Genomic DNA, 14,116 nt, shown 5'->3' with positions numbered 1-14,116 from the left:
TCCACCTCGGAGATCACAGGAATTCTCTTGCGCAGGAGGGGATTTTACCTCCGCGCAACGGAAGTCCCCGTAGGCTTTGACGCCCGAAAGCGGAAGGAAATCCGCGTAGATGCCAGCCCGTTTACCGGCCGGACGCGCCCGGAATTGCCCGGCTCCAGGGCGCCGTTGAGCCCGACCCTGACCTGGAGAGACCTCCGGAAGCGCCACAAGACGGACGGAAGCCGAGTGGTCCACACCTCTCTTTTGCCGCCCAACACATTTGAGAAGGTCTTTGATTGACAGGGCGGCGACGCTCCGGTCTATTATCCGAGCGAAGTCACGGGCATTCTGACGATTGCCGCCCGCACACACCCGGCATTCCCATGGCCGTTTTCCGTTCACTTGCGAGGTGTTGATGCAGATGCACACACCCCACACCGCAGTGGACCGCTCGCCCCCGGTGCGCGACGAGGGGGGCGCCCACGCCGACCGGTCCGCCCTCGGGCACGGGATCCGTCTGCTCAACTCCTTCCAGCCCGGCGAGAACTGGGTGCCGCTGCCGGAGATCGCGCGCCGCGCCTCGCTGCCCAAACCTGTTGTGAACCAGCTCGCCGCCGAGCTGGCCCAGGTCGGGATGATCGACCGTGGCCCGCAAGGACTGCGGCTGGGCGGGCAGTTGTACGTACTCGGGCTGCGTGCCCCGGGACCCCGCACCCTGCGCAGCATCTCCCGGCCCGTGCTGGACAGGCTCCAGTCGGCCACGGGAGCCAGTGTCTACCTGTCCGTGCTGGACGGCACCGAAGTGGTGCAGGTCGACGCGGTGCGCGGCCCGACCCGCACGCCCAACAGCTCCACCGTGCGGGAGAGTTGGGCCGTCTGCACTGCTGCGGTCACCAAGGTGCTGTCGAAGGCCGCCCCCTCCCCCGCCGACGCCGCCGTCTCCGGCGCGGTTCCCGGCGACGCCGCAGACCTGCCCCTCTGCCACGAAGACAGCCCGCACGGCTGTGAGTTCGGTCCGCCCGACGGCGGCGAGGAGCGGGCGGACGACGCGGTTGTGCTGACCAGCCAGCAGATGCGGGGCGTCTGCGCACCCGTCGTACAGCCGGACGGCAGGGTGCTCGCCGCGCTCACGGCCGTAGGTCCGGCGCACGAGATGCTTCAGCCGCTGACCGTGCAGCAGGTGGAGAGGGCCGCGACGGCGATAGGCCGGCAGGCCGGGCGAGCCGAACCCGGTCACCCGGACTACGGCTGACCCGCCGGCACTGAGCCGCGGCCGCTGCGCGCACCCGGCCCGCTCCTCCGCCGGGGCGGAGACGCCCCGGCGCCGCAAGCCCCGAACGGGGCCCGTACGGCGCGGCGTTGCGGCTCACGACCGGGCGGGCCCCGTCATCGATCGGCGTCTTGAGCGGCGGTCGGTGAAGCGCCTCAGCGCCCCAACAGCCGGGGCAGACCTGCCAAGGTGTCCCGCCTGCCCCATGCGACCACGGCGAGCGGGACCATCATGATCAGCGGAAAGACGGCGTTCTCACCGTCGAAGACGGTCATCTGCGTGGTGAAGGCGCCGATCAGCAAGGCGATGAGACAGATCGCGGAGAGACCGGACAGCCACGGGGTGATCAATGCCAGACCGCCCGCGAGTTCCAGCAGGCCGACGACGTACATGAACCACATGCCGAGGCCGATCTGCTCGAAGGACTCGACTGCGGCCGAGGCGCCCGTCAGCTTGGGAAAGGCGCTGCCCAGCACGAAGAACGACGCGAGGAGGGCCTGGAGCACCCAGAGCGCTATGTGTCTGCCGCGGCCGCGGCGTGAGGGGGCCTGCGCGTCGGCGGATTCCCGGGAACCGGTGGCAGGTTCGGCTGATTCGTTCATTTCAGAACCCCTTTCACGTGCACGCGCGGGATCTCGTAGGCGCGTGCGGGACCTCGTACCCGGAGCAGACCCGACTATCGCGTGCTTCTCATCGCGGCGGCGACAGACCGTTCGCACGAGCCCGGCGGCGCGTTCACGGGGACAGCGCGCCGGGCAGACCGCGACGGCCGGTCTCCGCACCGCCGGAGCGGGGACGGACACCGGCCGTGCGGCGCGGTCGGCTCAGCCGCGGTGCCCGCCCGTCAGCCACGTCCCGAGCTTCTTCACCGTCGACCAGCGGCCGACGACGACGAGCGCGAGCGGGATGAGGATCATCGCCGGGGTCTCGACGCCCTTGCCGTCGTAGAGCGTGAGGTGCGTCAGGCACGCGCCCGACATCACGAACATCAGCCCCAGCGCGGCCAGTCCCGAGAACCAGGGCGTCAGCAGGCCGATGGCGCCGAGGAGTTCGAGGGTGCCCGTGAGGTACATGAACCACAGGCCGATGCCGATGTCCTCGAACGTCCCCTTGGCACCGGAGTCGGCCGTCAGCGCGGGCAGCGACCCGACGGTCACCATGAAGTAGGCGAGGTAGAGCTGGAGCGCCCACAGTGCGACTTCGAGCGCGATACGGGCCGGACCCTTGGAGCGTGCGGGACGGTCGGCCGAGGGGTCGGCGTCAGAGGTCGGCGGAACGCCGCTCGCGTGCGCCATGTTGGACTCCTTCTGCGGACGGTGCACAAGCGGTCACCCGCGGTGCCACGGCAGCGGACCTTCTGCCACCGGCGCACCCGCGGCGGAACTCCCCCGCCTCAGCCAAGGCGAGGGCTCTCGCCCCTGCGCGCGGGGCACCGGGGCTTGCCGAGATGAGTATCACGGGCGCGGTACGCAGCGCAGACAGTTGTCCATCATGGTCAACGACCGGCAAACAGCAGGCCGTCGCCGACTCAAGGACGGGCGGTCGCGGCGCGTGCGTACGGTGACCGTGCGGGCCGCCGTGGGAACGCCGGGTTACGGGGTACGGGGTACGAGCGCGGGAGCGGTCCCGCGCTCCGCCGGGTCAGGCCGGCGTCCGCTCCTGCTCCGCGTCCCGCACGTCCGCCTTCGCGTTCTCCGTCGTGTCCTCCCTGGCGTCCTCCCTCGCAGCCATGGGCCGCCAGTCCGTCCGTGAGCCCGCGGCCCGCAGCTCCCCCGTCCCCGGCCGCGCCACGAGTCCGTGCAGCAGCAACTCCCAGTGGGCGGCGAGGCGTCGGTGGACGTCGACACCGGCGTCGACCGGTCTGCCCGCCTGTTCGGAGTGGGCTCCGGAGGCGAGGCAGAAGGCGAGTTCGGCGACGGCCTCGGTGGTGGCCTCGCACCGCAGCGAGCCCTCCTTCTCAGCTTCCCGGGCCACGTCCGTGAAGACCTGCTGCCAGCAGGCGAACGGATTGACCGCCGGGTCGGGCGGGGTGTCGAGTTCGTGGGCGAGCTTCACCGCGGCACGGGCGAGATGGTCGTGTTCGAGCTGGTGCGCCACGAGGTGCGTGAGGTCGATCAGGGTCTGCAACGCGGGCTGTTCGCCCGACCGCAGCGCATCCGCGGCTTTCAGCGACTGTGTGCACGCCTCGCGCCGTACGGTGTCGGCGAGTTCCTCCTTGCTCCCGAAGTGGAAGGAGAGAGCGCCCTTGCTCATCGCCGCGCCGCGGCTGACTTCGAAGAGTGTGGTGCGCTGGTACCCGAGGCGGTCGAAGGACGTAGCGGCCGCCATCGTCAAGGCCTGCCGGGTGAGTTCTGCGCGCTCTTGCCTCATTCGGCTGATTTCCCTTCATGCGTTCCGGTCCGCGGAGCGACGGGCCGTCAGGAGCGGCAGCGTCGGGGACGTGGGTGACTGCCGCCCCAACAAACATACAAAGTGTTCTGTTTTTTTGTGCCGGAAGGGCCGACAGAGCCTGCTGACCTGCTGCGTCTACGGGTTGCGGAACGCGGTTTGAGGCGCTGAGGCGCCGCGTCGCGGTCGGTGTCTCAGCCGTCGGCGGTCTGAGCGAGGTGCCGCCGGTACCAGGGGGCGGCGTCGGCGAGCGCCGCCAACGGCCCCCGGCCCGGGGCTGATTCGCATGCCTCCCACAGCGTTGTGGCGTAGTGGTGGTCGAAGGCGAGCAGCCGCAACTGCCGTTCGCTGACGCGTCCCGGGTGCCGCTCCAGGAGGCCGGCGCACTCACGCCACGTCAACTCCCCGTGCACCGGGGGCAGTAGACCGAGTCCGGCCAGCGCGTCCATCAGATCCCGGTTGCGTACGGGCACGGGATGGACGGCGTGGTGCACGCCCCGGACGGCGTGGGAGGAGCCGCCGCCCGCGTCCTCGTACGGCTGGAGCGCGGCCCGTACGGTCACGCGCGCCAGGTCGTCCACGTCGATCAGGGAGAGCAGCGCCTCGCCGCCGCGCCAGTATCCCGGTACGCGCCGGGCGAGTTCGGCCAGCGCGGGCACCACCCAGCGGTCGCCGTCCCCGGTGACCAGACCCGCGCGCAGCACCACGGCACCGTCCCGCAACGCCCCGTCCCCCGCGGCCTCCGCGCGCAGGGCGTGCTCCTCCCCGGCGAGTCTGCTGCGGCTGGCCGGCGAGCCGGGGTCGGGCTGCAACTCGCCGACGGCGGCGCCGTGGTGCGGGCCGCGTCCGTAGACGGCGGTGGTCGAGAGCTGGACGACGCGTTCCACCCCGGCACGGCGGGCCTCGCGCAGAAGGTGCGCCGTGCCCCGGTCGTTGACGCGTGTGCACAGCTCCTCGTCGGAGCCGACGTACGAGGCGGCGTGGACGAGGACGCGCGCACCGTCGCAGACCCCCCGCAGCGTCTGAGGGCTCGCGAGGTCCGCGCGCACCTGCTCCACCCGTGCGGGCAGCGGCAGTTGACGGCGTACCAGGGCCCTGACCTCAGTCCCCTCGTGGTCCGCGAGGCGGCGCAGGACGGCGGAGCCGATGAAGCCGCTCGCTCCCGTCAGCACCACCGGCAGGGTCATCCGGCCGCCGCCAGCGCCGCGTCCGGGTTGACCGTCATCTCCGCGGCGACCTGCGGAGGGGCGATGCCGAGCAGCATGTAGTGCCACAAGTCCGCGATGCGGTCGGGCAGATCGGCACGTCTGCTGGAGAGCTTCGAGAAGTGCTGGACGCCGGTGTAACAGCCCACGAGCAGGACCGCGAGCCGCTCCACCTCGACGCCGCTGCGCAACTGCCCGCGGGAGGCCGCGGCGGTGAGCTGGTCGCGGAAGACCTCCGCCCACTCCAGATACGGGGCGTCGTCGTGGAAGCCGATCTCCTCCTGCTCGACGGCCAGCCGGACCCCGGCGCGCAGCAGCTTGTTGGTCTGCAGTTCGCGGGCGAGGAGCAGCGTCGTGTCGATCAGCCGCTGGAGCCCGTCGGGGCCGGGCGGCAGGACGACGGAGTCGCGCTGGGAGAGCATGACGGTGCGGGCCAGTTCCAGCTTGGAGGCGAAGTGGAAGTAGAGGGCCCCCTGGGTGATGCCCGCTCTCTGCATGATCTCCGAGACCCTCGCGGCCTTGTACCCTCCCTCGTCGAACACCTCAGCCGCTGCCTCGAGAATCAACTGCCGTGTCTCCACCGCTCGTTGCTGCATCGGCCTCGCCCTTGCTGCCGCCACCGACGTCGCCCCCAGAAAGTTCTATGGTCTTCAGGCACAGGTCACTGTCATTTGTCTCTGGCCACCGTCCCACCCGGAGGACCGCACATGGCTCTCACCCCCGCTGTGCCCCATCTGCCGGAGACCACAGCGTACTCGCGGCCTGTGCCGCGGGAGTTCGTGCACAAGAGAGCCCACTCGGAAGTGCTGCTCACGGGCTGGCGGCGCACGGGCGAGCGGGAGTTCGAAGTGGGGGCGCAGTGGCCGCGTGACCACGGCTTCTGGCGTACGGACGAGGACGGCACGCAGGATCCGATGCTGCTGGTCGAGACGACGCGGCAGGTGCTGCCGCTGCTGGCGCACGCGGCGTACGAGGTGCCGGCGGGCTTCCAGCTCATATGGGACCACCACAACTGCACGTTCGCGGCGCCGTTTTCGGCCGTGGGCGGCGCTCCGGCCGACGTGGTGCTGGCACTGTCGGCGTCGCAGGCGCCCCGGCCCGGCGCGCGGCAGCGACGTATCCAGTTGGCGATGACGGTGCGTGCGGCGGACCGGGTGGTGGGCACGGCGTCCACCGTGTACACGGCGCACAGCCCGCAGGTGTACGCGAGGCTGCGCGGGCCCGGCACTCCCCCGCTTCCGGAGGCGATGGCCGCGGCGGTGGCGCCGCCGCCCGCCGAGGAACCGTCGCGGGTGGGGAGGGAGAGCGCGCGCGAGGTGGTGCTCGCTCCGGCCGAGCACGGGGAAGGGAGCGCGGACGGAGACGGGGGCCGGCATGGGCAGGGTGCCGCCGGTGTGGTGCGGCGCCGGCTCCGGGTGCTCACCACGAGCCCGTGGCTCTTCGACCATCCCGTCGACCATGTGCCCGGCATCCTGCTGATGGAGGCGGCCCGGCAGTGCGCGCACCTGGCGGCGGCGCCTCGACGGCCGCGGCTGACGCGCATGGAGGCCGCGTTCCACCGGTACGTCGATCTGGACGCACCGGCGTGGGTGGAGACGGAGCCCGGGGCGGGCGGCAACCGGGCCGGTGAGGGCGACGGTGACGGCGAGCGCACCCTGACGGTCCGCGTCGTCCAGCACGGCGAGACCGCCTTCACGGCCGTCGTCGGCTTCACGACCGATGCCGCCGGCGCCTCCGCGCGCGTTCCGGGGCTCGGGTAATGTGGCGTGCTTCAAGCGCACACGTCGCCGGGGAGGTGGGACCGATCACCGCAGTCGTACGGGGTGTTCCCCTTCCGCGCCGCGGGCGTGCCGTCCCGCTGACGTAGGCCCCGCCACAGGCCGGGAGCCGGGAGCCCCCTTCGGACCTCCGACCTCCGAGAGGCGCGCCCGTATGTCCGCCGTACCGCCGTACCGTCCGCAGCAGCGCTCCACACCGCCCGAGTGCTCGTCCGCCCCGTCCGCCCCGACTGCGCCTGCCGAGCCGCCGTCGCTCGCACGGGACGCGCTCGTCGCACAACTCCGGGACGCGGGCTGTGTCTTCGCCGAGGACGAGGCCGCGCTGCTGCTCGCCGCCGCACGCGACTCCGCCGAGCTGTCCGCCATGGCCGGACGGCGAGCGGCGGGGCTGCCCCTCGAACACGTCCTGGGCTGGGCGGAGTTCTGTGGGCTGCGGATCGCGGTGGAGCCGGGAGTCTTCGTGCCGCGCCGCCGCAGCGAACTCCTCGTACGCCAGGCCGCGTCCGTCACCCGGCCCGGTGCGCTCGTCGTCGACCTGTGCTGCGGCTCGGGGGCGCTGGGCGCCGCGCTGGCGGCCTCGGTCGCGTCCCGTACGCAGGAGGACGGCGAGCCCGGCGCCCGACTGCCGGGCGGGCGGATCGAGTTGCATGCGGCGGACCTCGACGGTGCCGCGGTGCGCTGCGCACGCCGCAATGTCGCGGAGGCCGGCGGACGGGTCCACGAGGGCGACCTCTTCGATGCGCTGCCCGCCGGCCTTCGCGCCCGGGTCGCGGTGCTGCTCGCCAACGTCCCCTATGTGCCGACGAGTTCGCTCGGTCTGCTGCCCGCGGAGGCCCGCGTCCACGAACCGCGCCGGGCGCTGGACGGCGGCGACGACGGACTCGGCGTCCTGCGGCGGGTGACGGCGGAGGCGCCGCGGTGGCTTGCGCCGGGCGGTTGTCTGCTGACCGAGACGAGCGAGGCGCAGGCCGACGCGGCGGCCGCGGTGATGGAGAACGACGGACTGGCGGTACGGATCGACCGCTGCGAGGAGTCGGGCGCCACGGTGCTGACCGGTACGCGGCCGGCAGCCGGTGCGCGCCCGGCGCCGGAGGCGTGATCCACGGACGAGGCGTCAACGGGACGGCGTCAGCGGCGAGTTGAGCCGGGCGCCGGTGTGGTCTCGCCGTCCGCCTCCTCGTCCGCGTCCGCCGAGGAGGCGGCGGCCTCCTGCGCCCGTACCCGTCCGCGCTGGCTCGCCAGGGTGACGGCGAAGCCGAGCGCGAGCGCGGCCAGCACCCCGAGGTTGGCCGTGGCCCACCGTCCGGAGGTGCCGCCGAGCCCCAGCGGCCCCAGGAGATAGCCCTGCCAGGAGAGCCATCCGGCGGCGGCGTTGGTGACCAGGCCCCAGCCCACCGCCGTGGCGCCGCCGAGCACGGCGACGGGCAGCCACCGCACGTCGCCGTACCGCCCGGAGGGCGCGAAGAGATCCGCGTCGTCGTACGGACGGGAGCGCAGCGCGACGTCGGCGAGCATGACGCCGCACCAGCCGGCCACGGGGACGCCGAGCGTGGTGAGGAAGCCGGTGAAGGAGCCGAGGAAGTCCTGGGAGAGGAAGACGATGCAGACCGTCCCCGCGATCATCAGAACGCCGTCGAGGGCCGCGGCGACGGGACGCGGCACCCGTACACCGACCGCGAGCAGCGCCAGCCCCGACGAGTAGATGTCGAGCACGGCTCCGCCGACCAGGCCGAGGACGGCGACGAGCGCGAACGGTACGAGGAACCAGGACGGCAGCACGCTCGTGAGCGCCCCGATCGGGTCGGCGGCGACGGCCGCGTTCAGCTTCTCGGACGATCCGGCGAGGAGCAGCCCGAAGACGAGCAGCGCCACGGGCGCGGCAGAGGCGCCGAACGTCGTCCAGCCCGCGACCGCACGGCCCGGTGTGCGCCGCGGCAGGTAACGGGCGTAGTCCGCCGCGGCGTTGACCCAGCCGAGCCCGAAGCCCGTCATGAGGAAGACCAGCGCACCGATGACATCCTGCGCGGATCCGGCGGGCAGCGCCCGCACCGTCTCCCAGTGGATCTCGTCGGCGGCCAGCACGATGTAGACGGCCGTGAGCACGGCGGTGACCACGGTGATGGCCGTCTGCATCCGCATGATGAGGTCGAAGCCGACGACGCCGGCCAGCACCGTGAGGACGGCGACGACCACGAGGGCCGCGGCCTTGGTGCCCGTGCCGCCGCCCCAGCCGAGCCGGTCGAAGACGGTGGCGGTGGCGAGCGTCGCCAGGGTCACCAGCACGGTCTCCCAGCCGACGGTCAGCACCCAGGAGACCGCGGACGGCAGCCTGTTGCCCCGTACGCCGAACGCGGCGCGGCTGAGCACCATCGTGGGCGCGGAGCCGCGCTTGCCCGCCACGGCGACGCAGCCGCAGAGCAGGAACGAGAAGACGATGCCCGCGATCCCGGCGGCCAGCGCCTGCCAGAAGCCGATGCCGAACCCGAGGGCGAACGAGCCGTAACTCAGGCCGAGCACCGAGACGTTGGAGCCGAACCACGGCCAGAAGAGCTGCGCGGCCCGGCCCTTGCGCTCGCTCTCGGCGATGACGTCGAGCCCGTTGGACTCCACGGCGATCTTCCGCGCTCTGTCGCCGCCGGTCTCCGCGGCCGCTGAAGCCGCCTCCGTACCAGGCACGCCGCCCCCGTCTCCACTCCGTGTGCCGTCGGCCGATCCGACGCATGGAGCCTGCTGCGGGGCGCCGTGGGCGTCAAGTACGCGTGGACGGCGGGGCGTTGGGCCTCTGGATCTCCGCGTACGGGCGCGCCGGTACGGGCTCGGGGCCCCGCTCGCAGCGCAATCCCGTACGTCCGCCCTGGATATCCCCCTTGGGCGAAGCAACCGCGTTCACCCGACGGCCGTGCTGCCGTCGCGCGGAGGGCCTCCGGCCCGGCGGACGTACCGCCCGCCTCACCGCGCCTCCGCCGGCCAACTGCCGTAAGCCGACGGGGTGTTCTCGTGAGGAAATGCGGGGAGTACGTGCCGGTCGGCCACCCACCTGCCCAAACGCCCTGCCGTACGTGATAGTTGTGTGCGCCGAGCACAACGGCACTGAACCGAATGGTGCGTACGGACCGGTGCGGCTGGGGTGTTGCCGCCCCCTGCGCCGGTACATACGGGCTGGACAAGGGCTTTCATGGGGACGCCGACGATACAGGTCCGAGTCCTGGCCGTCGCGGGCCGACGCGTGTGGGTGGCGGTCAGCGGCACCCTGTGCGGCGCCACGCTGCGGGTCCTTCACTACAGCCTGTGCGCACGCGCCACCGATGAGCGCACGCACTTCTACCTCGACCTCAACGCCGTGGAGTGGGGCGAGACCCTCTCCCTCGTCGAGATCCCGCGGCTGCTGCCGTCCGGACAGCGGCTGCGCTTCCACATCGTCGGAGCCCCGGAGAGTTTCAGCGCGCCGTTCCGCGCCGACGGACGCTGCCGTCTCCACGCGGACGTCGCCTCGGCGTGGGCCGCCTGGACGAGCCAGCCCTGACGGGACAGGGGGCGACCCGCAGCGGCCCAACAGCCCCTGTACGAGGGAGCGTTGGCGGACGGTGCGGCTAGGCCGCGTCGAGGACCGCGCTGACGGTCTTGCCGCCGCCCGGTGCGGCCGTCACGTTCAGCCGGCGGGCGAGATGCCCGACCATCGCGATGCCGCGTCCGCTCTCACGCTCCGCTCCCGGCCGCCGGATGCGCGGCAACCGCAGCCCGTCGTCCCGTACTTCGACGGTGACGGTGCCCTCGCCGCTGCTCAGCCGCAGCCGGCACCGGCCCTTGCCGTGCAGGGTGGCGTTGGTGACGAGTTCGGAGACGACGAGCTGTGCCTCCTCGACGCGGTCGGCCGCCTGGGGCGGCGTACGCCTGCCGGTGAGGAACCCGGTCGTCAACTGCCGTGCCAGCCGGGCGGATGCCGCCCTCCGCGGCAGGGTGTACTCGACGCGTGCGATGCTCCGCGGCCGGCGCGAACCCGCGCGCATGACGTTCACTTCCCCTCGGCGCCCGCCGCACGCCCGGGAGGACGCGGCAGGCGGTGGTACGAATCCAGACCTGCCGATGTGTCTTCCCGGCACCGGCGCGGGCATTCGCCGCGAACGGGCGCGGATCGGCGTGGACCGCCGTGGATCACTGCAGATCATGGTGGACCGGCGCGATCACGCCCGCGTACGGGAGTACCGCGGGTGCCTCTCCCCGCGTACGGTACGGGCGCTCACCCGTCCCGTTCCTCCTGGGGACGGCCGGTCAACTTCCCCGGCGCCGTGGCGAGTTCGTCGACGACGAGGTGGGCGCTGCCGTTCCGGCCCGTACGGTAGGCGGCCCTGCCGACCATGTGCGCCGCCACCGGCACGGTCAGCACCTGGAAGAGGCCGACCAGCACGAGCGTGCCCACGTCGACGGCGCTGCGCAGCCGCAGCGCCGCGCCGAGCAGCACCAGCAGCAGCCCCAGCACCTGCGGCTTGGTGGCCGCGTGCATCCGCGTGAGGACGTCCGGCAGCCGCACCAGTCCGATCCCCGCCAGCAGACACAGCCCCGCGCCCGCGAGCATGCACGCCATGGCCACCAGGTCGGCCGTCCCGGACCATCTCATCCGCCGCTCCTCTGCTCCGTACCGCCGCTGTCACCGGTGCCGGTGCCGGTTCCGGCGCCGGACGCGGCGCCGTCTCCGCCGTCCCCGTCCCCCTCGCCGTCGCCCGCGTCGCCGTCGTCCCCCTCCCCCTCGTCGCTCTCGTCGTCGCCGTCGTCACCGTCGCCGCTGCCCGCCTCGTCCCGCAGCGCGAGGAAGCGGGCGATGCTCACCGAGCCGGTGAAGCCCAGGAACGACAGCACCAGCAGACCCGGCAGGTAGTACGGGATCTGCCGGGCCGCCGTCAGGACGCCGATCCCCGCCATCACCACCGCGGCGAGGGCGTCGAGGGCGACCGCGCGGTCGAGCGTCGAGGGACCCCGTACCAGCCGTACGGTCACGAGCGCCCCGGAGGCGAGCAGGGCCGCCACGACGACGGTCAGCGCCTGGTCCACGGACCGCTCCCCCCGTCCCGGCCGCCGTCGCCGCCGCTTCCGCGGTCGCCCGGGTAGCCAGCGTCGCGCCATGCGTCGAGCGCGGCGACGTCGGCCCGGCTGCCGAACGCCCGCACCACGCGGTCCTCCAGGCGCAGCACCTCGTAGCGGGCGCGCTCCCGTTCCGACTCCTCGCCCGCGCCCATGACATGCACGTACAGCGTCCCGGAGGCCCGGTGCACATCGAGGACGTTGCTGCCGGGGACGGCCGCGACCGCGACGGACGTGGCCGTCAGCATCAAGTCGCTGGGAGATCGCATCCGTACGGCCAGCACCGCGCACAGCGGCGGCCGTCTGCCGAGGATGAACCGGTTGACACGCCAACTGGAGACGGCCATGTCGACGACGAAGCGCACCACGAACCGCACGAGGCCCACCGGCCGCAGCCGTACCTGGGTCTCGATGGGCGGCAGCGGGAAGACCACGCACACGACGACGCCGACGACGATCCCCGTCAGGACGTCGGCGACGCTGAACGTGCCCCACAGCAGCACCCACAGCACGGTCAGCCCGAGGACCGTCGGCCACTGCGCCGCCGGGAGCCGTCCGCGCCGGGTGATGCCGCCCAGACCGTGGCGGCCCCGGCCCGCGTCGCCGGGATGCTGCGGAGGTGCGACCCTGCTCATCGTCCCGTCACCGCCGTCACATAGGGCGTACGGGCGGTCAGTTCGCCCGCGATGCGCTCGGTCAGCGAGGACAGCGGACCGGCGAGCACCGTGAACGCCAGCCCCCCGGCCACGAGCAGGGCCGTCGGCAGGAGCATCGCGGCGGGCGGCTGCCCGGTGGTGATCGCCCGGCCGCCGAAGCTGGCGGTCTCCGCGCGTCCGGCGAGCACGTCGACGTCGACGGCGCCGGTCGCTCCGGATCCGGCTTCGGCCGCCGCGGTGCCGGACGGTCCGCCGGACGGCTCCTCGTCCGTCTCGACGGTGTCCAGGACGACGCCGACGACGTAGAGCTGCGGCGGCGCCGCCCGCCAGAACCCCAGGTTCCATGCCTTGGCGAGGGCGTAGAGGGTGAGCAGGCTCGTGGCGACTCCGGCGGCGATCAGGACGTAGGTCAGGGCCCCGCCGTGCACGACGCCCGCGCGCACCAGCCCGAACTTGCCCAGGAATCCGGGCAGCGGCGGCACTCCGGCGAGGTTCATCGCCGGGACGAAGAAGACGAGGCCGAGGGCGGGCGAGAGCTTCGCGATGCCGCCGAGGCGGCGCAGATCGGTGGTGACGCCGCGGCGTTCGACGAGGCCGACGACGAGGAAGAGGGTGGTCTGCACGGTGATGTGGTGCACCACGTAGAAGACGGAGCCGGCGAATCCGGCGCGGGTGGCGAGCGCGATGCCGAAGACCATGTAGCCGATGTGGCTGATGAGGGTGAAGGACAGCAGCCGCTTCAGGTCGGTCTGCGCGACCGCGCCGAGGATGCCCACCACGAGGGAGAGCAGCGCCAGCACCATCAGCACGCCGCCGAGCCGGTCGCCGGGGAAGAGCAGGGTCTGGGTGCGCAGCATCGCGTAGATGCCGACCTTGGTCAGCAGCCCGGCGAAGACGGCGGTGACGGGGGCGGGCGCGGTCGGATAGGAGTCCGGCAGCCAGGCGGCGAGCGGGAAGACGGCGGCCTTGGTGCAGAAGACCGTCAGCAGCGAGATCTGCGCCATGAGGGCCACGCCGTCCGGCAGCCGGTCGAAGCGTCCGGCGAGCATGGCCATGGTGACGGTGCCCGTGGCGGCGTAGACCACGGCGACGGCGGCGAGGAAGAGGACCGAGGAGAGCAGCGAGACGATGGCGTAGGTGGCGCCGGCCCGGATCCGGGTGACGGTGCCGCCGAGCGTCAGCAGGACATAGCTGGCGGTCAGCATGATCTCGAAGCCGACGTAGAGGTTGAACAGATCGCCCGCCAGGAAGGTGTCCGAGACTCCGGACACCAGGACGAGATAGGCCGGGTGGAAGACGGACATGGGCGTGCCCTCCTCCTGGTCGGCCATGCCCTGGCCGACGGAGTAGAGCAGCACGCACAGCGTCACCGACGAGGAGATCACCAGCATCAGCGCGGAGAGCCGGTCGGCGACGAGGACGATGCCGACGGGCGGCTTCCAGCCTCCGGCGTACATCACCTGCGGGCCGTGCGCGTCGGCGTCGACGAGCAGCACCAGCGCGACGGCCAGGACGGTGGCGAGGACGACGGTGCTGATGACGCGCTGGGTGCGCTGGAGCCGTACGCCGATGCCGAGCTTCAGCCCGGCGGCGAAGAGCGGAAGGATCACCGGCAGGGCGACGAGCGCGGAGGACGGGCCGGCGGCGCTCAACGGTCCGCCCCGAGGATCGTCTCCCACGGGTCGGCGCCGGCGGCCTCCTCGTCGGTGCGGCCCGCGCGCCCCTGGTGGGCCCGGGTCTCGGCGCGGGCGCGGCGGCGGGCCT

Annotated in this window: 15 protein-coding genes; 4 read left to right on the top strand and 11 right to left on the bottom strand. The window is 72.7% G+C overall.

Translation table 11 applies throughout. The annotated features are described in order from the left end of the window. Positions 1–400: 400 nt before the first annotated feature. Positions 401–1,231 (top strand): helix-turn-helix domain-containing protein, encoded by an 831-nt coding sequence (locus AN218_RS33595; protein ID WP_141747793.1) that lies wholly within the window; start codon positions 401–403, stop codon positions 1,229–1,231. Between the two features lie 173 nt (positions 1,232–1,404). On the opposite strand, the gene AN218_RS33590 is transcribed toward AN218_RS33595, so the two are convergent. From AN218_RS33590 to AN218_RS33570, 5 genes are all read right to left on the bottom strand, one after another. After that, the gene (locus AN218_RS33590) at positions 1,405–1,851 is read right to left on the bottom strand and encodes a DoxX family protein (protein ID WP_070020808.1); all 447 of its coding nucleotides are present in this window, start codon (positions 1,849–1,851) and stop codon (positions 1,405–1,407) included. Positions 1,852–2,073: 222 nt separating this feature from the next. Further along, positions 2,074–2,544: a DoxX family protein gene (locus AN218_RS33585; protein WP_079132881.1), complete on the bottom strand. Its 471-nt coding sequence runs from the start codon at positions 2,542–2,544 to the stop codon at positions 2,074–2,076. A 346-nt stretch (positions 2,545–2,890) separates the two neighbouring features. Continuing rightward, entirely contained in the window at positions 2,891–3,619 is a 729-nt protein-coding gene (locus AN218_RS33580) for a TetR/AcrR family transcriptional regulator (protein WP_070020807.1), read from the bottom strand. Positions 3,620–3,831: 212 nt separating this feature from the next. Beyond that, positions 3,832–4,824 carry an NAD-dependent epimerase/dehydratase family protein gene (locus AN218_RS33575; protein WP_070020806.1) on the bottom strand — a complete coding sequence of 331 codons (993 nt, stop codon included), beginning with the start codon at positions 4,822–4,824 and terminating at the stop codon, positions 3,832–3,834. Continuing rightward, positions 4,821–5,438, bottom strand: a complete 618-nt coding sequence (locus AN218_RS33570) for a ScbR family autoregulator-binding transcription factor (protein WP_079132880.1) — start codon at positions 5,436–5,438, stop codon at positions 4,821–4,823. The genes AN218_RS33575 and AN218_RS33570 overlap by 4 nt, the downstream gene beginning before the upstream one ends. 111 nt (positions 5,439–5,549) lie before the next feature. Here AN218_RS33570 and AN218_RS33565 point away from each other — a divergent pair, with 111 nt between their 5' ends. Further along, positions 5,550–6,602 (top strand): ScbA/BarX family gamma-butyrolactone biosynthesis protein, encoded by a 1,053-nt coding sequence (locus AN218_RS33565; protein WP_070020804.1) that lies wholly within the window; start codon positions 5,550–5,552, stop codon positions 6,600–6,602. Positions 6,603–6,774: 172 nt separating this feature from the next. Further along, a complete protein-coding gene (locus tag AN218_RS33560; protein ID WP_070020803.1) occupies positions 6,775–7,719 on the top strand; it encodes a putative protein N(5)-glutamine methyltransferase in 945 nt (314 codons plus the stop codon). Between the two features lie 29 nt (positions 7,720–7,748). Here the strand turns inward: AN218_RS33560 and AN218_RS33555 are convergent, their stop codons facing one another. Beyond that, on the bottom strand, positions 7,749–9,230 hold the full coding sequence (locus tag AN218_RS33555) for a purine-cytosine permease family protein (protein WP_244900915.1): 1,482 nt from the start codon (positions 9,228–9,230) through the stop codon (positions 7,749–7,751). A 565-nt stretch (positions 9,231–9,795) separates the two neighbouring features. Here AN218_RS33555 and AN218_RS33550 point away from each other — a divergent pair. Further along, positions 9,796–10,143: a hypothetical protein gene (locus AN218_RS33550; RefSeq protein ID WP_070020801.1), complete on the top strand. Its 348-nt coding sequence runs from the start codon at positions 9,796–9,798 to the stop codon at positions 10,141–10,143. Positions 10,144–10,210: 67 nt separating this feature from the next. On the opposite strand, the gene AN218_RS33545 is transcribed toward AN218_RS33550, so the two are convergent. The 5 genes from AN218_RS33545 to AN218_RS33525 all read right to left on the bottom strand — a co-directional run bounded on the left by AN218_RS33545 (position 10,211) and on the right by AN218_RS33525 (position 14,004). Further along, positions 10,211–10,627 (bottom strand): ATP-binding protein, encoded by a 417-nt coding sequence (locus AN218_RS33545; protein WP_070020810.1) that lies wholly within the window; start codon positions 10,625–10,627, stop codon positions 10,211–10,213. 230 nt (positions 10,628–10,857) lie between these two features. Next, on the bottom strand, positions 10,858–11,235 hold the full coding sequence (gene mnhG / locus AN218_RS33540) for a monovalent cation/H(+) antiporter subunit G (RefSeq protein ID WP_070020800.1): 378 nt from the start codon (positions 11,233–11,235) through the stop codon (positions 10,858–10,860). Next, positions 11,232–11,666, bottom strand: a complete 435-nt coding sequence (locus tag AN218_RS33535; protein WP_070020799.1) for an MrpF/PhaF family protein — start codon at positions 11,664–11,666, stop codon at positions 11,232–11,234. Before AN218_RS33535 ends, mnhG begins: the two co-directional genes overlap by 4 nt. Continuing rightward, on the bottom strand, positions 11,651–12,331 hold the full coding sequence (locus tag AN218_RS33530) for a Na+/H+ antiporter subunit E (protein ID WP_070020798.1): 681 nt from the start codon (positions 12,329–12,331) through the stop codon (positions 11,651–11,653). The genes AN218_RS33535 and AN218_RS33530 overlap by 16 nt, the downstream gene beginning before the upstream one ends. Then, positions 12,328–14,004, bottom strand: a complete 1,677-nt coding sequence (locus AN218_RS33525) for a Na+/H+ antiporter subunit D (RefSeq protein WP_070020797.1) — start codon at positions 14,002–14,004, stop codon at positions 12,328–12,330. Before AN218_RS33525 ends, AN218_RS33530 begins: the two co-directional genes overlap by 4 nt. Positions 14,005–14,116 lie beyond the last annotated feature (112 nt).

The sequence above is a fragment of the Streptomyces nanshensis genome, assembly GCF_001751255.1.
GTDB classification, from domain to species: domain Bacteria; phylum Actinomycetota; class Actinomycetes; order Streptomycetales; family Streptomycetaceae; genus Streptomyces; species Streptomyces nanshensis_A.
The sequence above is the reverse complement of the archived record's forward strand: the minus strand, read 5'-3'. Positions and strand labels throughout refer to the sequence as shown.